The sequence below is a fragment of the Paracidovorax wautersii genome, assembly GCF_031453675.1.
In the GTDB taxonomy this organism is placed as follows: Bacteria; Pseudomonadota; Gammaproteobacteria; order Burkholderiales; family Burkholderiaceae_C; genus Paracidovorax.
This window is the reverse complement of sequence record NZ_JAVIZX010000001.1, coordinates 2,819,043-2,838,396: the sequence shown is the minus strand read 5'-3', so window position 1 is coordinate 2,838,396 and position 19,354 is coordinate 2,819,043. Positions and strand designations below refer to the sequence as shown.

Below are 19,354 nucleotides of genomic sequence, written 5' to 3'. Positions count from 1 at the left end.
CACGGGCCGGCCGGCAGCCGCCTCGCGGACCGGCCTGCTCCAGGGCACGCCGGGACGGCAGAGGGCCCCGCGCGCTTCGCCGATGGCGCCCCACGCAGCCAAGCAGCCCCACGGCCCGCGCAGGCCCGTCACGCCGCCTGCGCGTTCAGGCCGTGCATCAGGGTGGTGTCCACCAGCATCCGGGTGTAGGGGTGTGCGGCCTCCCCGGCGCACAAGGCATCGGTCGTGAGCAGTTCCACGACCTGCCCTTGCTGCATGACCGCCACGCGGCCGCACAGGTGGGCGACCACGCCCAGGTCGTGCGTTACCAGCAGATAGGTCAAACCTTCCTGCCGCCGCAGGGTGGTCAGCAGGTTCAGGATTTCGGCCTGCACCGACACGTCCAGCGCCGACGTCGGCTCGTCCAGCAGCAGCACCTTGGGCTGCAGGATCAGCGCCCGTGCGATGGCCACGCGCTGGCGCTGGCCGCCCGACAGCTGGTGCGGGTAGCGGTAGCGGAAGCTGTCGTCCAGCCCGACCTTGCGCAGCATCGCGCCGATGCGCTCGTCTTCACCGCGGATGCCGTGGATGCGCAGCGGCTCGGCCAGCGTGGTGTGCACGGTGTGCCGGGGATGGAGCGATCCGTACGGATCCTGGAAGACCATTTGCGTGGTGCGCGCACGGCTGCGGTCCAGGCGCCGCGCCGCGGGCTGGCCGTCGATGCGCAGCGCGCCCGTCCAGTGCGTGAACTGGCCCGCCAGGCAGCGCAGCAGCGTGGTCTTGCCCGAGCCCGACTCACCCACCAGGCCGAAGGATTCGCCGGCCGCCACGGAGAAGTTGACGTCGCGCAGCACGCGCGCAGCGCCCGCGCCCTCGCCGAATGCCAGTTCCAGTTGTTCGATGTCGATCATGCGGTGCGTCCTGCGGTGGGGGCGTTGCTGCTGTGGTGGTGGGCGCCTCGGCTCATGCGGCGAGGCCTTCGGCCCAGCGCGGGTCGCGTTGCAGCGTGGGCAGCGTGGCGCGCCGGTGCTGCATGCTGGGCAGTGCGGCCAGCAGGCCCTGCGTATACGGGTGCCGGGCGTCGGCCAGGTCGGCGGCGGCAATGCTCTCGACCACGCGGCCGGCGTACATCACCAGCACCCGGTCGCAGAAATGGCGCACCAGGTTGAGGTCGTGGCTGATGAACACCAGGCCCAGTCCGCGCCGGGTGACCAGATCGTCCAGCACGTCCAGCACCTGCATGCGCACCGACACATCCAGCGCCGACGTGGGTTCGTCGGCGATCACCACCTCGGGCTGCGGCACCAGCATCATGGCGATCATGATCCGCTGGCCCATGCCGCCGGACACCTGGTGCGGGTACAGGTCGTATACGCGTTCGGGGTCGCGGATGCGCACGGCCTCCAGCATGGACAGCACCTCGGCGCGCGCCAGGGCGCGGTCGCCCGCGTGGTGCGCCAGGTAGGCTTCGGCGATCTGGTCGCCCACGCGCATCACCGGGTTGAGCGAATATTTGGGGTCTTGCATGACCATGGACATGCGCCGCCCCCGGATGCCGCGCATCACCTTCGGGCTGGCGTTCAGCAGGTCCACGTCCTGAAAGCGCAGCTGCCGCGCGGCAACGGTGGCAGAGCGGGGGTGCAGCCCCAGCAGTGCGCGGCCCACGGTGGATTTGCCCGAACCCGATTCGCCCACGATGCCGAGCTTTTCGCGCCCCAGCGTGAACGAGACACCGCGCACGGCGTCGGCAATGCGGCCGTCGGCCGACGTGAAGCGCACGGTCAGGTCATCGACCTGCAGCAGCGGAGCGGAGTCATTCGGGGTGTGCATGGCGTGGGTTCTTTCCTTGGACGGGGCACGTCATTCGCTGCGCGGATCGAGCACGTCGTAGAGCCCGTCACCCAGCAGGTTGAAGGCCAGGCTGACCATCAGAATGGCGGCGCCGGGTGCGGCCACCAGCCACCAGGAGTCGAGCATGTAGCGGCGGCCTTCGGAAATCATGGCGCCCCATTCGGGCAGGGGCGCCTGCGCACCCAGGCCCAGAAAGCCCAGGCCGGCGGCGGTCAGGATGATGCTGGCCATGTTCATGGTCAGGCGCACCACCACCGACGACAGACACAGCGGCGCGATGTAGCGGGCCAGGATGCGCAGCGACGAGGCGCCCTGCAGCCGCGCGGCGGTGATGAAATCGGCATGGCGCAGCGACAGGGTTTCGGCGCGGGCCAGCCGGGCGATGGGGGGCCAGCCGGTGAGCGCGATGGCGATCACGGCATGGTCCAGCCCGGGGCCGAGGGCGGCCACGAAGGCCAGGGCCAGCACCAGGCTCGGGAACGACAGGAAGATGTCGGTGATGCGCATCATGAGGGTGTCGACCCAGCCGCCGAAGTAGCCCGAAACGATGCCGACCACCAGCCCGATCGGGCCGACGATCACCGTCACCAGCGCGACCACATACAGCGTGATGCGGGCGCCGTGCACCAGCCGGGAATAGACATCGCGGCCGTACTCGTCGGTGCCGAACCAGTGCTGCGCACCGGGCGGCTTCAGGGCCTGCGAGAGATCCTGCGCATACGGGCCGTGCGTGGCCAGCCAGGGGGCGAACGCAGCCACGCCGACGAGCAGCAGGATCACCGCCACGCCGGCCGCCGTGAGCGGGTTGCGCAGCAGCTGGCGCAGCAGGCGCGCGGCCTCGCGGCGCAGGGCCTGGCCTGCCGTGGCCGTGTGCGCAGAAGATGCAGTGGAGGACATGGCAGACAGGCCGGAGGGCGGTGCGATGGTGGTGATGGAAGATGAGTTCATGGGCAGCTCGCCGGGTCAGCGCGTCGGCTGGGTGCGGGGGTCGAACACGCGGTACAGCGCGTCGGTCACCAGGTTGATCGAGACGAAAATGACGCCGACCACCAGCACCGACCCCATCACCGCGGCCATGTCGCCCAGCAGCAGGCTGCTGGTCAGGTACTGGCCGAAGCCGGGCCAGCCGAAGACGGTCTCGATCAGCACGGCGCCTTCCAGCAGGCCGCCGTAGGCCAGCGCCACGATGGTGAGCAGCTGCACCAGGATGTTGCGGAAGGCATGGCCCCACACCACCGTCCGTTCGGGCAGGCCTTTGACGCGGGCGGCCAGCACGTATTCCTGCGACAGCTGCGCCAGCATGAAGCTGCGCGTCATGCGGCTGATGTAGGCCATGGCGTGCAGGCCCAGGATGCAGGCCGGCAGCGTGATGTGGCGCAGCGCGCTGCGAAAGGCGGCGCCGTCGCCCGCCAGCAGCGAGTCCACCAGCAGCAGCCCGGTCACGGTGGGCACGGTGCCCTCGAATGCGATGCCCACGCGGCCGATGCCGCCGGCCCAGCCCAGCCACGCGTAGAACACCAGCAAGCCCATCATTCCGAACCAGAACACCGGCGTGGAATAGCCCACCAGGCTGAAGAGCCGCACCAGGTGGTCGCCCAGGCGGCCGCGCCGCGTGGCGGCGTACACGCCCAGGGGCACGCCCAGGCCGGTGCCCAGCAGGATGGCCAGCGTGGCCAATTCGAGCGTTGCGGGCAGCACCCGGGCCAGGTCTTCGCGCACCGGGTGGCCGGTCAACATGGCGTTGCCCAGATCGCCGTGCAGCAGGTCGCGCAGGTAGTAGCCGAACTGCACCGGCAGCGGCCGGTCCAGCCCCAGTTGCCGGTACACCTGCTCGTAGGTCGATCGGTCGGCGTCGGGGCCGACGATGGACAGCACCGGGTCCAGCGGCATCACCCGGCCGATGAGGAAGGTGAGCACCAGCAGGCCCAGCAGGGTGATGAGCACCGTGGCCACACGGCCGCCCAGCCGCCGGGCATGGCGCGGCCACCGGGAGGGCGCACGCATCGCAAGCGCAGTCGTCGTCATGGAAGACACCTTTCTTCTTCTCGGTGAAAGCAACGCACCGGCTCAGGCGCGGGGCGCCTTGTGCACGCCGTGCAGGCGGGTGGTCGCGCTGGGGTGGCCCACGTAGCCGCGCACGGTGTCGCGGTACACCACGGTCTCCACCATCTGCGACAGCGGCTGGATGGCGCCGACCTCCTCGTCATAGGCGCGCTGGATGTCCTGGTAGGCCTTCAGCTGCCGCTCGGCATCGGGCTCCAGCAGGGCGGATTCGATCATGCGGTTCATGGCCGGGCTGTGGAAGCCCGTGCGCCAGCCCTGGAAGTTGGTGAGCCGGGCCGCATCGCGGTTGTCGGGGTTGTAGACCAGCGCCCGCAGGCTCGAATGCGGGTGCGGCTCCGCACCGCCGCCGCCCCGGCCCACCACGATCTCGAACTTGCGTTCACGCATGGCACCGTAGACCTGGTTGCCCGTGCCGGGCAGCACCGCGGCCTCGATGCCGGCCTGCGCCAGCGTGGCCTGCAGGCTGGTGGCGATGTTGACGAAGGGCGCCTCGGCCACCACGCGGATGGTGGTGCTGAAGCCGTTGGCGAAGCCGGCCTCGGCCAGCAGCGCGCGGGCACCGGCCACGTCCAGCGCATAGCCGGGCTCGGGCAGCGTGGCGGCCAGGCCCAGCGGCACGGGGCGCTGGTGCAGCAGACCGTAATACGGCATGACCGTGCCGTTGATGCCGCTGTAGTCGATCAGCTTGCGCACGGCGCGGCGCACGCGCACATCGGCGAACTTCGCGTCCTGCATGCTCATGGCCACGTAATAGAGCGTGCCCCGCTGCACCGTGTGCGCCACCAGGCCGGGCATGGCCTTGAGCGCATTGATGTCGGGCACCGACAGGCCGGTGGCCATGTCCAGATCGCCCCGTGCCAGCATCAGCCGCATGGACTGCGATTCGGTGATGTGCCGCATGACCACGCGGCGCAAGCGCGCCGGCCCGCGCCAGTAGGCGTCGTTGCGGCTCATCATCAGGATTTCCTTGGCGCGCCACTGGTCCAGCCGGAAAGGGCCCGAGCCCGCCGCATGCGTGGTCAGCCACGCGCTGCCCAGATCACCATTCTTCTCGTGCTTGAGGACCTCGCCGCGGTCCAGCACCACCGCGCTGACCGACGTGGCCAGGGTGTAGAGCACCATCTTCGGATCGGTGGGCGCAGGCAGGTCGATGACCAGCATGCGGTCGTCTTCGGCACGCACCAGCCGGTCCACGTTCTTGGCCGAGAAGCCGTAGCTCTTCCACGGCGACGCCAGCGCCAGGTTCAGCTGCAGCACGCGCCGCAGCGACCAGGCGGCATCGTGCGCCGTCACCGGCGTGCCGGAATGGAAGAGCACGCCGCTGCGCAGCGTGAAGCGCAGCGACCGCCCATCGGCCGCCACGTCCCAGCGCTCGGCCAGCCCGGGCAGGATGCGCGTGGTGGACTCGGGGTCCAGCTCGATCAGGTAGTCGTACAGGTTGGCGGCGATCTCCACCACGCCGTTGCCCGTGGCCGAGGCCGGGTCCAGCGACAGCAGGTTGTTCATGCTGATGCCCATGATCAGCTGATCCTCGGGCGTGGCGCTGGCAGCGCTGCCGCCGCCGGCCGCGTGTGCCGCGCCCAGGGGCGCCAGCACGGTGCAGGCGCCCGCCAGGGCGGCCTGCAGCACCCGGCGGCGCCGGGGTGCGGGCAACATCAAGAACTCATCATGGGACATGCGCGGGCTTTCTGCGTGACGGCACGGTAAGGCAAGGTGGGGCGGCGCCGCGTCAATAACGCGCCACGGCATGCGCTTCGATGTAATCGAAGTCGATGTCCTCGCCCAGACCGGGCCGTTGCGACAGGTGCACGTAGCCGTGCTCGTCCATCGGGTCGGGCAGGCTGTGCAGGTAGGCCGGCTTGTCGTCGTACTCCAGGAAGGGGTGCAGCAGGCCGCGCTCGTACCAGCGGCAGTTGCGGATGGCGGCGCACACCGCCAGGTTGGCCGCGCCGTTGCCGTGCACTTCGCACTCCATGCCGAACGATTCGGCCAGGTGCGCCACCTTCAGGGTCGGCGTGATGCCGCCCACGCCGGGCACGCCGGCCCGCAGGATGTCGCAGGCACCCGCCTGTACCCAGTCGGCCCGGCTGTGGTGCTTGCCGGACAGGCTTTCGGGACCGACGATGGGAATGTCGAGCTGCGACGACAGCCAGGCATACGACGCCATGCTCTGCTCGTTCATCATTTCCTCGAACCACGCGAAGTTCAGCTGCTCCAGCGCGCGGCCGATGCGCAGCGCGTCGATGCGGCTGTAGTTGTGGTAGCCGTCCAGCATCAGCGCCACATCCGGCCCCACCGCCTCGCGCACGGCGGCGCAGGCCTTGATGTCCATGCCCGGATCGGGCGCGAAGGACACCGGCGGCATCCAGGTGTGCAGCTTGATCGCCTTGTAGCCCCGGGCCACCAGCTTTTCTGCGAACTGCCCGTATTCGTCCGGGGTGGACAGGCCGCCCTTCAACTCGTCGCCGCACATGGTGCTGCCGTACGCCGGCACCTTGTCGCGGTAACCGCCCAGCAGGCGGTAGACGGGCTGCCCCAGCGCGCGCCCTGCCAGGTCCCACAGGGCCTGTTCGATGGCGGCCAGCGCACGGTCGGTGAACTGGCCCGCGCTGCCGCGCTGCCAGTGCTCCAGCGACATCCAGAGCTTTTCGCGCATGAACGGATCGGCGCCGACCAGCACCTTGCGGGCATACGATGCCAGCACGTAGGGGCGAATCACTTCGGGCGGTGCGAACGCGTGGCCCTGGTGCCCCTCGTCGGTGGTGATGGTGATCATCGCCATGCGGCCGAGCGTTTCGGGCCCGGGATGGGAGTGCCCTGCGCTGTCCACACTGCGGAAGGTGGGATAGGTGAATTCGGTACCGGTAACTCGCTCGATCTTCATAATGGCCTTCATCAGTCGTCTGACGACATTGTCGAAGCGCTTTTTTGTGGGCGAATCGGTAGAAACCCCTGAGCCATGAGCCCCGCACGATCCACACCCTGCGCTTTGCGCGCAATACTCCTCCCATGAGCGCAGCAGCCAACCCTTCTTCACCCGCCCGTGCCGTCAGCCAACCCCAGCGCGTCGTGGACGGCATCGCAGAACGCATCGGCAACGGATTGCTGAGTCCGGGCGACCGGGTGCCGACCGAGCCCGAGCTGATGCGGGAATTCGGCGTCAGCCGCACCGTGGTCCGCGAGGCCATGTCGCGGCTGCAGGCCAGCGGGCTGGTCGCCACCCGCCAGGGCGTGGGCACCTTCGTGCTGGAGCCATCACAGGCCCGCCCGCTGCTCGCCGCCGCCTCCAGCACCCGCATCCGGCAGGTGCTGGCCATGCTCGAACTGCGCATCAGCCTGGAGTCCGAAGCGGCCCACCTCGCGGCCCAGCGCCGCAGCAATGCGCATCTGGCCGCCATGCGCGCCGCCCTGGACGCCTTCGACGCCCACCGGCGCGCCGGAGCCAGCACCACCGAAGACGACTTCGCCTTCCACGTACAGATCGCCGCCGCGACCGGCAATGAGTATTTCGAGGAAGTGCTGCGCAGCCTCGGCAGCGCGACCATTCCACGCCCCGCCCAGCCGCCCCGCGCCCACACGCCGGCGCCCGCCGCCGAAGCCGCCCCGCCACCCGCCCCGACCTTCGGCACACCCCTGGTGTCGCTGGAGCACAACAAGGAAGTGACGCAGCGAGAGCATGAGGACATCTACGAAGCCATCCGCCGCCAGGACGCCAATGCCGCCCGCGCCGCGATGCTGATGCACCTCATCCACAGCCGCGAGCGCCTGCGCATGGTGCGCGGCGACCACTGATCCATCCTCCACCTTCTCCGGGTTAGCACGCATTCCAAGCGGCGCAAACCACAGCACACTCCGCAAGTCGTCAGACGACTGATGTTTATAAAAGGAGACAAGCGTGCGGGATACCATTTTTCATAGGCGCTGCATGGCGCTGGCCGGCCTGTCGGTCGCCGCGGGCATCGGGGCGATGGGCGGGCCTGTTCAGGCCCAGGAAGCGAAGGGCGGGAACAAGGTGGAGCTGTGGGGCATCGTCGATAACTGGGCGGGGATGCAGCGGACCCGGTCCGGCGCCACGCCGGGTACGGTAAACGTCGTGGAGAGCGGCGGCGCGCAGGCCAGCCGCTGGGGCATCCGCGGCACGGAAGATCTGGGCGGCGGCCTCAAGCTGCAGTTCGCCCTGGAACAGGGGCTGATGACCGACACCGGCGGCATCAGCAACACCTCTGCCTCCAGCCAGGGGTTCAACCGCAACAGCTTTCTTCGGCTTTCTGGCGGGTTCGGCGACATCAAGATCGGCCGCATGCTCACGGCATACGACGCGATGCGCGGGCCGATGAACCAGCTGTACGACTCGTCGGGTTTCGCATCGACCGGGCAGACCTGGAGCGCGGGCGCCACGGCCGGCAATGGCCTGCCAGCCGTGTCGGGCAGCGACTACTTGGCGCGCACCAACAACACCGTCTACTACGGCACGCCGGAGTTCCACGACTTCAGCGGCTCCATCAGCGTGGGCGCGGGCGAGCGGGAGACGACCGCCACCGCGGCGCCGCGCACGCTGACGACCAACATCAAGTACGACGACGACACGCTGCGCGTGGGCTACTCCTTCCAGAAGGAGCACTACACCACCGGCAACAACCTGTTCCACCTCATCTCGGGCCGCTACGACTTCGGCAGCTTCCGCGTGGTGGGCTCGATCCAGCGGCAGAAAGAAGAGCGCGTGGCGGGCGGGCAGACCTCCAAGGAATACCAGTTCGGCGTGGACGTTCCCTTCGGCGCCGCCACCGTGGCCCTGGGCATCGCCGGTGCCGACACCCGCAACGCCGAGAACCGCAAGGTGGTCGACGCGACGGGCTACAGCGGCATGCTCACGTACGACCTGTCCAAGCGCACCCGGCTCTATTCGGCAGCGCGCCAACTCAAAGTGAAACGGGCCGATGGCAGCACGTCGCTGGATGTGCTGCGCTGGGGCGTGGGCATGACCCATCGCTTCTGACCGCATACCCCGGTACGACGGCAGCACAGGCGCGGCCGCGCCCGCAGCGGCCAGCGCGCCACGGCGTCAGGCCGTGGGCGCGAAGGCGGGCCCAGGGGCAGGGACAAGCCCCGGCCCCGGCCGCCCCGGCGCCGTCAGCGCGCCGGTACGGACGCGGGCCGGCGGTGCGCCCAGCCCCACAGAGCGGCGCCGGCCAGGATCATCGGCAGGCACAGCCACTGTCCCATGCTCATGCCCAGCGATAGGATGCCCAGGAAGGCGTCCGGCTCGCGGAAGTACTCGGCGATGAAGCGGAACACGCCGTAGCCGATCAGGAAGGCCGCCGCCACTTCGCCCTGGCGGCGCTGCGGGCGCCGCGCATACAGCCACAGCAGCACGAAGAGCAGCAACCCTTCCATCAGGAACTGGTAGACCTGCGACGGGTGGCGCGGCAGCATGGAACCGCTTTGCGGGAAGACCATGCCCCAGGGCAGATCGGGGCTGGAGAAGCGGCCCCACAGCTCACCGTTGATGAAGTTGCCCACGCGGCCCGCGGCCAGGCCCGTCGGCACGCAGGGCGCCACGAAGTCCGCCACCTGCAGCCAGGGCCGCTGGCGCGAGCGCGCGAACCAGACCATGGCCAGGATCACGCCCAGCAGCCCGCCGTGGAAGCTCATGCCGCCCTGCCAGATGTAGAAGATCTCCAGCGGGTGGCTGAGGTAGTAGCCCGGCTTGTAGAACAGGCAGTAGCCCAGGCGGCCACCGGCCACGACGCCCATGACCCCCAGGAAGAGGATGTCCTCCACGTCCTTGCGCGTCCAGGCCTGCGGGCCTGTCAGGGACGCGAACGGCTCGTGCCGCAGCCGGCGGATGCCCAGAAACATGAACAGCGCAAAGGCTGCCAGGTACGTCAGGCCGTACCAGTGGATGGACAGCGGCCCGAGTTGCAGGGCCACGGGATCGATTTGGGGGTACATCAGCATGGTCGGGTATTGTGCCCGCGCGCTGGGGCGTGGCGAGGCGCAAGGCCGGCCGGCCGTGGGCCCATGGCCCGGCCATCCAGCGGCGCAGGCACCTTCCGTGTTGCCATTCGCCCCCGAGCGGTTCGCGCGGCGGCCCGCGCCCCCCGGCGCCTCCAGCCAAGGGGCCCGCTGTGGCGCGGGCGCCGCACCGCAGCCCGCTTTGCGGAGGGCAACTGCCCGCTGCTCCGAGAGGAAGGCATAATTGATAACGGTTCTCATTCTTTTGCGAGCCCGTCCTTTTCGCTCTCTTCCTCCCCCGCCTGCCGTCCCCGCCGCCTGTGCACACCCTCTACCAGGACCACCACCCTTGGCTGCAGAGCTATCTGCGCAAGCGCCTGGGCAACCGCGACGATGCCGCCGACCTGGCGCACGACACCTTCGTGCGCCTGCTGCGCTCCGACGTGCCGCTGAGCGACCTGCGCGAGCCCCAGCACTATCTGGCGACGGTGGCCCGCGGGCTGATGGTGGATTTCCTGCGCCGCCGTACGCTGGAGCAGGCCTACCTGGACTACCTCACGGCCTTGCCGGAAGACCTCGCCCCCTCGCCCGAAGAGCAGGCCATCGTGCAGCAGGCGCTGCTGGAGGTGGACCGCCTGCTGCACGCCCTGCCCCCCAAGGTGCGCGACGCCTTCGTGCTGGCCCACTTCGACGAGCTGACCTACCCCGAGATCGCCGAGCGCCTGGGCATCTCGCTGCGCACCGTCAGCAACTACCTGACGCGGGCCATGGAACACTGCTGCCTGGCCTTGGCATGAGCCGCCCATGAGCCCTTCACCCGCCGACCGGGACCGCGCCGCCCTGCGCGAGGCGGCCGCCTGGCACACCCGCCTGCACGGCACCCCGGATGCGGACGACCGCGGCGCTTGGCAGCGCTGGCATGCCGCCGACCCGGCCCACCGCCGCGCCTGGGACCGGGTGCAGACCGTCAGCGCGCAGCTGGCACGCATCCCGGCGCCGCTGGGGCGCGCGGCGCTGGCCGCAGACCGCAACCGGCCTGGCACCGCGTCGCGGCGCGGCCTGCTGCAGGGCACCGGCGCGCTGCTGGCCGCCGGTGCGGCCGGCTGGATCGGCTGGCACGCCCTGCCCTGGCAGGCATGGCAGTCCACGCACCACACGGCCCGCGGCGAGCGGCGGCAGCTGGCGCTGCCGGACGGATCGTCGCTGGCGCTGGACACCGCCACCGCCGTGGACGTCGCCTTCGACGCCCAGGCGCGCCGGCTGCAGTTGCACGCGGGCCGCATCCTGGTCGCCACGCAGCCCGACCCGCTGGGCCGGCCCTTCCGGGTGCAGACGCCGCAGGGCGAGGTGCTGGCCCTGGGCACGCGCTTCACCGTGCGCACCGAAGAAGGCCTGACGCACGTGGCCGTGCAGGAAAAGGCGGTGCGCCTGCAACCGGCACAGGGCGCGCCGCGGGAGCTGCGCGCAGGCGAGCAGGCCCGCTTCTCCGTGGACGCGGCCACGCCGCCCGAACCTGCGGAGCTGGCCGCTGCCAGCTGGAGCGAAGGCGGCCTGATCGCCATCGACATGCCCCTAGCCCAGCTGGTGCAGGAACTGGCCCGCTACCGGCCCGGCCTGCTGCAGTGCGCGCCCGAGGTGGCCGCGCTGCGCGTGTCCGGAGCCTTCCCGCTGGACGACACCGACCGCGCCCTGGCCGCGCTGGCGGCGGGCTTTCCCGTGCAGGTGCGCACCCGCACCCGCTACTGGGTGCGCGTCGAGCCCCTCTGATTTTTTTGCTCCTGCATCAGGAGCTACCAGCGCTTATCCAGCAAGGGCTGGAGGCCAAAAAGGCTCCAAACCGACGCACCCGCACTCCAGAAAAAGTTATCGGCCGCTTGCAGGTTCGGCCCGCCCCGTTCGACCTACCCGGTGAAGGCAGGCCCTCTCCGACGCCTTCGCCCCCGCCGGGGCCTTTCACCCGTTTCCATGCTGTCCCCCCTTTTTGCTGCCGCCTGTCTGCCGCGCGCCCATCGCCTGGGCGCGGCGCTGCTGTGCCTGCTGGCCGGCGCGGCGGGCAGCGCAACACCCCGGGCAGACGCAGCCCGGGCGATGCAGCCGGGCCACCCCAGCGCCCCCGAGCCCGCCGCTGGCGCGCCGTGGTTCTCGATCCCTGCCGGCCCGCTGGCCCAGGTGGTGGCGCAGTACGCCCATGCCGCCGGCGTGGCGCTGTCATTCGACGCGGCCCCGCTGGCGGCGCGCCGGTCGCCCGGACTGCAGGGGCGCTTTGGCGTGGAGGCCGGCTTCGCTCGCGTCCTGGAAGGCAGCGGCCTGCAGGCGGTGCGCACGGCGGCCGGGGCCTATACGCTGCGCGCCCTGCCCACGGCGGCGGCTCCTGCGCCGGTGGCGGACAGCGCAACGCTGGACACCGTCACGGTCACGGCCGCAGCGCCGCCCGGTCCGCTGACCGACGGCGCGGGCGCGTATGCGGCCGGCTCTGCCGCGGTGTTCCATACCGAGCAGCCGCTGCGCCGCATCCCGCAGCCCGTCACCGTGGTCACGCGCCAGCTGATGGACGACCGCGCCCTGACCGACCTGCGCGACGTGCTGCAGCAGGCGCCCGGCATCGCCGTGGACTACATCGATACCGAGCGCATCACCTACTGGTCGCGCGGGCACCAGATCGACATGCTTCAGGTGGACGGGCTGCCCGTCAGCCAGAACAGCGCCGCGGCGGTGTTCATCCAGCCCGACACCGCCGTGCTCGACCGCGTGGAGGTCCTGCGCGGCGCCGCCGGTCTGCTGCAGGGCGCAGGCCAGCCGTCGGCCACAGTCAACATGGTCCGCAAGCGGCCGCTGCCGCAATTCCAGGCCGATGCGCGTGTGGCGGCGGGCACCTGGGGCCGCCGCCGCGCCGAGGCGGACCTGAGCGGTCCCTGGAACGCCGCCGGCACCTTGCGCGGGCGCATCGTGGCCGCGGCCGACCACAAGGGCTTTGCACAGACCGCGCGTGAAGAAGAGCGCCAGACGCTCTACGGCGTGCTGGAAGCCGACCTGGGCCCGGCCACCCGGCTCACCGCCGGCCTGCAGCACACGCAGCTGGAGGCCACCGGCGCCTGGGGCGGCCTGCCCGCCGCCACCAACGGCAGCCCGCTGGGCCTGCCGCGCAGCACCTACCTGGGCACCGACTGGAACCGCTGGGACCGCCACAACCAGCAGGCCTTCGCCGAGCTGGAGCAGCGCTGGGATGCTGGCTGGAGCACCCGGCTGCGCGCCGCCCACACCCGTTTTCGCTCCGACGGCTTCAAGCAGGCGTCGTTCTCGGCCGCCAGCGCCACCGATCCCTACCTGGTGAACGTCAGCACGGCCGTCTACGGCGGCGAGGCCAGCGACCAGAACGCGATGGACTTCAGCGCGCAGGGCCCGTTCACACTGTTCGGGCGCACCCACCAGCTCGTCGCCGGCGCACAGGTGCAGCGCGTGCACACCACTGGCAGCGCCGGCGTGTGGGGCCTCGCCCCGCTGTCCGGCGTGGACGTACGCACCTGGAACCCCTCCACCAGCTACCCCGAAACCTCCTCCACCACGGCCGGCGGCACGCCCTACCGCAGCCCCGACACGCGCACCGCGCAGGACAGCCTGTACGGCAAGGCCCACCTGTCGCTGAGCGACCGGCTCACCGCCATCGCGGGCGCGCGGCTCACCCACTGGCGCCACGGCGTGACGGGCCAGCCGGCCAGCGGCTACCGCGTGCCGCACGAACTCACGCCGTATGCCGGGCTGGTGTACGACCTGTCGCCCGGGCTCAGCGCCTACGCCAGCTACAGCGAGGTGTTCTCGCCGCAGAACTACCGCGCCGCCGGCGGGCGGCTGCTGGCCCCCGTGGAAGGCCGCGACATCGAAGCGGGGCTCAAGGCCCAGTGGTGGGAAGGCCGGGCCGATGCGTCGCTGTCGCTGTTCCGCATCCACCAGCGCGGGCGCGCCGAGCAGGACATGGGCACCCCCACGCCCTGCCTGCCCTACTACACCGACAGTGCCTGCTACCGCGCTGGCGGCACGAGCCGCAGCGAAGGCATCGAGGCCGAGGTGGCCGGCCTGCTGCAACCCGGCTGGCAGCTCTCGGCCGGCTACACCTACACCCGCACCGCCTACCTGCAGGCCACCCCCACCGCGCGCGCCGGCGAGCCCCTGCGCAGCATCGACCCGCGCCACGCGCTGCGGCTGTTCAGCACCTACCAGCTGCGCGGCCCGCTGCAGGGCTGGACGGTGGGCGGCGGCGCGCGGGTGCAAAGCGGCTCCTACGTGACCGTGGGCGGCACCACCGCGCACCAGGGCGGCTACGCCGTCTTCGATGCGCTGCTGCGCTACCGCATCGACACCCACCTGACGGTGCAGCTGCATGTGAACAACCTCTTCGACAAGGTCTATTTCAGCAAGTTTTCCCCCAACAGCACGTACTTCAACAACTACTACGGCGATCCCCGCAATGTGATGCTGTCCGTGCGCGCCCAGTTCTGACGGCGGCCGGCGGCCAGGCTGCCGCCACCCCTCCCTTCTCGCTCCGTTCCCGCACCGCCCCCCGGCGGCCCTGGTTTCCTTGATCCACCACCAACCCTTGATGCCATGAACTCCATGAATCGACATGCTTCTCGCTCTGATTTCCGTTGCACTCCGCTGCCCCTGGTGCGCGTGCTGCGCCAATGCCTGGGTGCCGGCCTCGCGCTGGCCGCCGTCGGCGCTGCGGCACAGACCAGCGGCACCACCACGCTCGACCAGGTGACCGTGTCCGACCAGGCCGAGGCCATCGGCGGCCTGCAGAAGACCTACTCCGGCGGCCAGCTGGCCCGCGGCGGCGATCTGGGCCTGCTCGGCCGGGTCGACCTGATGAGCGTGCCGTTCAGCACCACCAACTACACCTCCGAGCTGATCGCCAACCAGCAGGCGCAGAGCGTGGCCGATGTGGTGATGAACGACGCGTCCGTGCGTCCGATGGCATCGCGTGGCGGCTTCGGCGACGACTTCCAGATCCGCGGCTTCACCGTGGGCAATGGCGACCTCGCCATCAACGGCCTGTACGGCCTGGCGCCCTCCACCCGCATTCCCCTCGAATCCATCGAGCGCGTGGAAGTGCTCAAGGGCCCTGGCGCGCTGACCAACGGCGTCGGGCCCAACGGCAGCGTGGGCGGCAGCATCAACGCGGTGTCCAAGCGTGCGGGCGACGCACCGCTCACGCGCCTGACCACCAGCTACATGAGCAAGTCCAACTTGGCCGCCCATCTGGACGTGGGCCGCCGCTTCGGCGAAGACAACCAATGGGGCGTGCGCGTCAACGGTCTCGTGCGCGGCGGCGAAGGCACCATCGACGGCGGCAAACAGAACCTCAACCTCGGCTCCATCGCGCTGGACTATGCGGGCGCGCGTACCCGCTGGTCGCTCGACGCCACGGCCTCGCGCGGCGAGACCGACGACTTCCGCAACCACATCACCCTGCCCACCACCGGCGGCATCCCCGCCGTGCCCGACACGCGCACGGCCTGGTACCCCGGCACCGAACTGAAAGACAACTTCAAGCTGGTGACCTCGCGCCTGGAACACGACCTCACCGACAGCACCACGGTCTACGGCAGCGTGGGCTGGTCCAAGCTGGACTACAAGCAGGACTTCCCGGGCGGCCGCGGGCTCGACGCCAACGGCAACTTCACCGTCAGCAACGCCTGGTACGACCAGTACACCGACTCCAAGGCGGCGGACGTGGGCCTGCGCACCCGCTTCACCACCGGTGCCATCAAGCACACCGTGGCCCTGGGCATGAACTACATGGCGCAGGAGACGGGCTACTTCTATGCCACGGGCGGCTCTGCGCCGTCCAGCCTGTACAACCCCGTGCGCGCTCCGGCCATGACAGGCGTGCGCGGCGCGCCCGGCAAGAGCGTCGAAAACCACCAGCACAGCTTCGCCATCGCCGATACCCTGGGTTTCTTCAACGACAGCCTACTGGTCACGCTGGGCCTGCGCCGGCAAACCATGGACTACGAGGGCTTCAACGTGGCCACGGGCGCATCCACCAGCCAGTACAAGGCCAGCAGCACCACGCCGCTGGCAGGCGTGGTGTTCAAGCCCACCCGCAGCACGTCGGTCTACGCCAACTACACGGCCGGCCTCTCCCGCGGCAGCAAGGTGGCCGAGAACGCGACGCCGGCCTACGACAACGCCGGCGAGACCATTCCGCCCTTCAAGTCCAAGCAGATCGAAATGGGCGTGAAGGTGGACTGGGGCCAACTGACCACGCAGGCGGCGGTCTACCAGATCAAGCGGCCCAGCGCCTACTCCACGCCGTCGGCCAGCAACCCTGCCCTGCAGCACTACAGCTACGACGGCGAGCAACGCAACCGCGGGCTGGAGCTGACGGCCTATGGCGAACTGCAGCGCGGCCTGCGCCTGATGGCCAGCGTGGCTTTCACCGAAGCCGAGCTCACCCGCACGCAAGGCGGCGTCAACCAGGACAAGAAGGTCTCGGGCGTGCCTGACCGCAACTACAACCTCGGCCTGGACTGGGATGCGCCGTGGGTGCCGGGCCTGAGCCTCAATGGCCGCGTCGTCAGTTCTTCATCCGTGTACCGCAACGCGGACAACACGCTGAGCACGCCGTCGTGGACGCGCCTGGACATCGGCGCGCGCTACGCCACCAAGCTGTCGGGCAAGCCGGTCGTGCTGCGCGCCAACCTGGAGAACGTGAGCGATAAGGGCTACTGGATCACCGGCATCAACGGCTACTCCACCACGGGCCTGCCGCGCACGCTGACGCTGTCGGCCCAGTTCGACTTCTGATCGGCAGGCTACTGTGCGGCCCCGGGCCTGGTGGCGGGGCCGCACAGGCGCCCAATGAGAACGCTTCTGATGCCCGTGCGCATGCAGAACGGCCCGCGGGGGCCATTCCCCCCGAAACGCCCTGCCGGCGCGATACTCCTTGGATCAGAACAAGGAAAACTCCATGCAGGGCAACCCACAAGTCATCGAATATTTCAAGGACCTGCTGCGCGGCGAGCTGGCCGCACGCGACCAGTATTTCGCCCACTCGCGCATCTATGAGGACCAGGGCTTCCTCAAGCTCTACACGCGCCTCGACCACGAGATGCAAGAAGAGACCCAGCACGCCGACGCCATCCTGCGCCGCATCCTCTTCCTCGGCGGCCGCCCCGACATGCGTCCCAAGGATTTCACGCCCGGCGAGACCGTGCCCGAGATGCTGCGCAAGGACCTGGAGACCGAGTACGAAGTGCGCGCCGCCCTGCAGAAGGGCATGCAGCTGTGCGAGAGCGTGGGCGACTTCGTCAGCCGCGACCTGCTCCTGGCCCAGCTGCGCGATACGGAAGAAGACCACGCCTACTGGCTGGAAAAGCAGATCGGCCTGATCGACAAGATCGGCCTGCAGAACTACCTGCAAAGCCAGATGGGGTCGCCGGCCTGAGGGCCGGGGCCGACACAGGCGCCCCAAGCACTCCAAGACCGCTATCGAAATACAAGCAGGTAGCGCTCAAGAACAAAGGGTTTGAAGGTCTTGCGGCCTTCAAACCCTTTTGCATTCAGCGCAGGCAGCTCCTGAATCAGGAGCACGCCACCCGCCGCGGCGTCAATCCAGCAGCGCCGGATCGCGCACCGCGCCCTTGTCTGCCGACATGACCAGCTTGGCGTAGGCCTTGAGCGCGGCAGACACCTTGCGCGGGCGCGGCTGGGCCGGCTTCCAGCCCTTGGCGTCCTGCTCGGCGCGGCGGCGGGCCAGCTCTTCGTCGCTCACCAGCACGTCGATGGTGCGGTTGGGAATGTCGATGCGGATGCGGTCGCCGTTGCGCACCAGGCCGATGGCGCCGCCCGCCGCCGCCTCGGGCGAGCAGTGGCCGATCGACAGGCCGGAGGTGCCGCCCGAGAAGCGCCCGTCCGTCAGCAGCGCGCAGTCCTTGCCCAGGCCCTTGGACTTGATGTAGCTGGTGGGGTAGAGCATCTCCTGCATGCCGGGGCCGCCCTTGGGGCCTTCGTAGCGCACGATGACGATGTCGCCGGCCTTGACCTTGTCGGCCAGGATGTTCTCCACCGCTTCGTCCTGCGACTCGGTCACGTGGGCCGAGCCCTCGAACACGTGGATGGATTCGTCCACGCCCGCGGTCTTGACCACGCAGCCGTCCAGCGCGATGTTGCCGCGCAGCACGGCCAGGCCGCCTTCCTTGCTGAAGGCATGCTCGTACGAGCGGATGCAGCCTTCCGCGCGGTCCAGGTCCAGGCTGGGCCAGCGCGTGTTCTGGCTGAAGGCCACCTGCGTCGGGACGCCCGCCGGGCCGGCCATGTAGAAGGTGCGCACCGCATCGTCCTGCGTGCGGGTGATGTCCCACTGCGCGAGCGCGTCGCCCAGCGTGGGCGCGTGCACGGTGGGCACATCAGTGTGCAGCTTGCCGGCACGCTCCAGCTCACCCAGGATGGCCATGATGCCGCCGGCGCGGTGCACATCCTCGATGTGGTACTTGTTGGTGTTGGGCGCCACCTTGCACAGCTGCGGAACCACGCGCGACAGGCGGTCGATGTCGCCCATGTCGAAGTCGATCTCGGCCTCGCGTGCGATCGCCAGCAGGTGCAGGATGGTGTTGGTGGAGCCGCCCATGGCGATGTCCAGCGTCATCGCGTTCTCGAAGGCCTTGAAGCCGACGGTGCGCGGCAGCACGCGCTCGTCATCCTGCTCGTAGTACTGGCGGGCCAGTTCCACGATGCGGCGGCCGGCGCGCTTGAAGAGCTGCTCGCGGTCGGCATGCGTGGCCACCACCGTGCCGTTGCCGGGCAGCGACAGGCCCAGGGCTTCCGTCAGGCAGTTCATCGAGTTGGCGGTGAACATGCCCGAGCACGAGCCGCAGGTCGGGCAGGCGGAGCGCTCCACCTCGGCCACGTCGGCATCGGAGTACCGGTCGTCGGCGGCGATGACCATGGCATCCACCAGGTCCAGCTTCTTGAACTCGATGGTCTTGGTGACGGGGTTGGCCAGGCGGGTCTTGCCGGCTTCCATGGGGCCGCCCGACACGAAGATCACCGGGATGTTCAGGCGCATGGCGGCCATCAGCATGCCGGGCGTGATCTTGTCGCAGTTGCTGATGCAGACCATGGCATCGGCGCAGTGGGCGTTGACCATGTACTCGACCGAGTCCGCAATGATGTCGCGGCTGGGCAGCGAATACAGCATGCCGTCATGGCCCATGGCGATGCCGTCGTCCACGGCGATGGTATTGAACTCCTTGGCGACGCCGCCGGCGGCTTCGATCTCGCGGGCGACGAGCTGGCCCAGGTCCTTCAGGTGCACGTGGCCGGGAACGAACTGCGTGAACGAGTTCACCACGGCGATGATCGGCTTGCTGAAGTCTTCGTCCTTCATGCCGGTGGCGCGCCACAGCGAGCGGGCACCGGCCATGTTGCGTCCGGCGGTGGAGGTTTTGGAACGGTATGCGGGCATCGTGGTTGCTTCAGGAATATCGCTGGAAGGAATCGGGCCGCA

Annotated in this window: 15 protein-coding genes; 7 read left to right on the top strand and 8 right to left on the bottom strand. The window is 69.7% G+C overall.

Translation table 11 applies throughout. The annotated features are described in order from the left end of the window. Positions 1-128: 128 nt before the first annotated feature. The 6 genes from QE399_RS12770 to QE399_RS12745 form a co-directional block, all read right to left on the bottom strand. Entirely contained in the window at positions 129-890 is a 762-nt protein-coding gene (locus QE399_RS12770) for an ABC transporter ATP-binding protein (protein WP_309829162.1), read from the bottom strand. A 52-nt stretch (positions 891-942) separates the two neighbouring features. Next, positions 943-1,809 carry an ABC transporter ATP-binding protein gene (locus QE399_RS12765; protein WP_309829161.1) on the bottom strand — a complete coding sequence of 289 codons (867 nt, stop codon included), beginning with the start codon at positions 1,807-1,809 and terminating at the stop codon, positions 943-945. 30 nt (positions 1,810-1,839) lie between these two features. Further along, complete coding sequence (locus QE399_RS12760; RefSeq protein ID WP_309829160.1) at positions 1,840-2,778, bottom strand: ABC transporter permease; 939 nt, start codon at positions 2,776-2,778, stop codon at positions 1,840-1,842. Positions 2,779-2,793: 15 nt separating this feature from the next. Next, positions 2,794-3,864, bottom strand: a complete 1,071-nt coding sequence (locus tag QE399_RS12755; RefSeq protein WP_405043632.1) for an ABC transporter permease — start codon at positions 3,862-3,864, stop codon at positions 2,794-2,796. A 33-nt stretch (positions 3,865-3,897) separates the two neighbouring features. Next, the gene (locus tag QE399_RS12750) at positions 3,898-5,550 is read right to left on the bottom strand and encodes an ABC transporter substrate-binding protein (protein ID WP_309829159.1); all 1,653 of its coding nucleotides are present in this window, start codon (positions 5,548-5,550) and stop codon (positions 3,898-3,900) included. A 73-nt stretch (positions 5,551-5,623) separates the two neighbouring features. Further along, a complete protein-coding gene (locus QE399_RS12745) occupies positions 5,624-6,778 on the bottom strand; it encodes a mandelate racemase family protein (protein ID WP_309829158.1) in 1,155 nt (384 codons plus the stop codon). A gap of 125 nt (positions 6,779-6,903) precedes the next feature. Between QE399_RS12745 and QE399_RS12740 the strand changes: the two genes are divergently transcribed. Both QE399_RS12740 and QE399_RS12735 read left to right on the top strand, forming a co-directional pair. Beyond that, positions 6,904-7,686 carry a FadR/GntR family transcriptional regulator gene (locus tag QE399_RS12740; RefSeq protein WP_309829157.1) on the top strand — a complete coding sequence of 261 codons (783 nt, stop codon included), beginning with the start codon at positions 6,904-6,906 and terminating at the stop codon, positions 7,684-7,686. A 103-nt stretch (positions 7,687-7,789) separates the two neighbouring features. After that, on the top strand, positions 7,790-8,890 hold the full coding sequence (locus QE399_RS12735) for a porin (RefSeq protein ID WP_309829156.1): 1,101 nt from the start codon (positions 7,790-7,792) through the stop codon (positions 8,888-8,890). A 134-nt stretch (positions 8,891-9,024) separates the two neighbouring features. Here the strand turns inward: QE399_RS12735 and lgt are convergent, their stop codons facing one another. Then, a complete protein-coding gene (gene lgt / locus QE399_RS12730; protein ID WP_309829155.1) occupies positions 9,025-9,852 on the bottom strand; it encodes a prolipoprotein diacylglyceryl transferase in 828 nt (275 codons plus the stop codon). 317 nt (positions 9,853-10,169) lie between these two features. Between lgt and QE399_RS12725 the strand changes: the two genes are divergently transcribed. From QE399_RS12725 to bfr, 5 genes are all read left to right on the top strand, one after another. Then, positions 10,170-10,646: a sigma-70 family RNA polymerase sigma factor gene (locus tag QE399_RS12725; RefSeq protein WP_309829154.1), complete on the top strand. Its 477-nt coding sequence runs from the start codon at positions 10,170-10,172 to the stop codon at positions 10,644-10,646. Positions 10,647-10,653: 7 nt separating this feature from the next. Further along, the gene (locus tag QE399_RS12720; RefSeq protein ID WP_309829153.1) at positions 10,654-11,616 is read left to right on the top strand and encodes a FecR domain-containing protein; all 963 of its coding nucleotides are present in this window, start codon (positions 10,654-10,656) and stop codon (positions 11,614-11,616) included. Positions 11,617-11,814: 198 nt separating this feature from the next. Next, entirely contained in the window at positions 11,815-14,343 is a 2,529-nt protein-coding gene (locus tag QE399_RS12715; protein WP_309829152.1) for a TonB-dependent siderophore receptor, read from the top strand. A gap of 114 nt (positions 14,344-14,457) precedes the next feature. Continuing rightward, positions 14,458-16,653, top strand: a complete 2,196-nt coding sequence (locus tag QE399_RS12710; protein ID WP_309829151.1) for a TonB-dependent receptor — start codon at positions 14,458-14,460, stop codon at positions 16,651-16,653. A gap of 163 nt (positions 16,654-16,816) precedes the next feature. Next, positions 16,817-17,293 carry a bacterioferritin gene (bfr, locus tag QE399_RS12705; protein ID WP_309829150.1) on the top strand — a complete coding sequence of 159 codons (477 nt, stop codon included), beginning with the start codon at positions 16,817-16,819 and terminating at the stop codon, positions 17,291-17,293. Between the two features lie 162 nt (positions 17,294-17,455). On the opposite strand, the gene ilvD is transcribed toward bfr, so the two are convergent. Then, complete coding sequence (gene ilvD, locus QE399_RS12700) at positions 17,456-19,312, bottom strand: dihydroxy-acid dehydratase (protein ID WP_309829149.1); 1,857 nt, start codon at positions 19,310-19,312, stop codon at positions 17,456-17,458. Positions 19,313-19,354: the final 42 nt, after the last annotated feature.

What these genes read in the sequence shown, in the direction of transcription:
- lgt (WP_309829155.1), bottom strand. Translation starts at nt 9,852, where the DNA reads ATGCTGATGTACCCCCAAATCGATCCCGTGGCCCTGCAACTCGGGCCG.
- QE399_RS12715 (WP_309829152.1), top strand. Translation starts at nt 11,815, where the DNA reads ATGCTGTCCCCCCTTTTTGCTGCCGCCTGTCTGCCGCGCGCCCATCGC.
- QE399_RS12765 (WP_309829161.1), bottom strand. Translation starts at nt 1,809, where the DNA reads ATGCACACCCCGAATGACTCCGCTCCGCTGCTGCAGGTCGATGACCTG.
- QE399_RS12750 (WP_309829159.1), bottom strand. Translation starts at nt 5,550, where the DNA reads ATGTTGCCCGCACCCCGGCGCCGCCGGGTGCTGCAGGCCGCCCTGGCG.
- QE399_RS12745 (WP_309829158.1), bottom strand. Translation starts at nt 6,778, where the DNA reads ATGAAGATCGAGCGAGTTACCGGTACCGAATTCACCTATCCCACCTTC.
- QE399_RS12720 (WP_309829153.1), top strand. Translation starts at nt 10,654, where the DNA reads ATGAGCCCTTCACCCGCCGACCGGGACCGCGCCGCCCTGCGCGAGGCG.
- QE399_RS12770 (WP_309829162.1), bottom strand. Translation starts at nt 890, where the DNA reads ATGATCGACATCGAACAACTGGAACTGGCATTCGGCGAGGGCGCGGGC.
- ilvD (WP_309829149.1), bottom strand. Translation starts at nt 19,312, where the DNA reads ATGCCCGCATACCGTTCCAAAACCTCCACCGCCGGACGCAACATGGCC.
- QE399_RS12710 (WP_309829151.1), top strand. Translation starts at nt 14,458, where the DNA reads ATGAATCGACATGCTTCTCGCTCTGATTTCCGTTGCACTCCGCTGCCC.
- QE399_RS12740 (WP_309829157.1), top strand. Translation starts at nt 6,904, where the DNA reads ATGAGCGCAGCAGCCAACCCTTCTTCACCCGCCCGTGCCGTCAGCCAA.
- bfr (WP_309829150.1), top strand. Translation starts at nt 16,817, where the DNA reads ATGCAGGGCAACCCACAAGTCATCGAATATTTCAAGGACCTGCTGCGC.
- QE399_RS12760 (WP_309829160.1), bottom strand. Translation starts at nt 2,778, where the DNA reads ATGAACTCATCTTCCATCACCACCATCGCACCGCCCTCCGGCCTGTCT.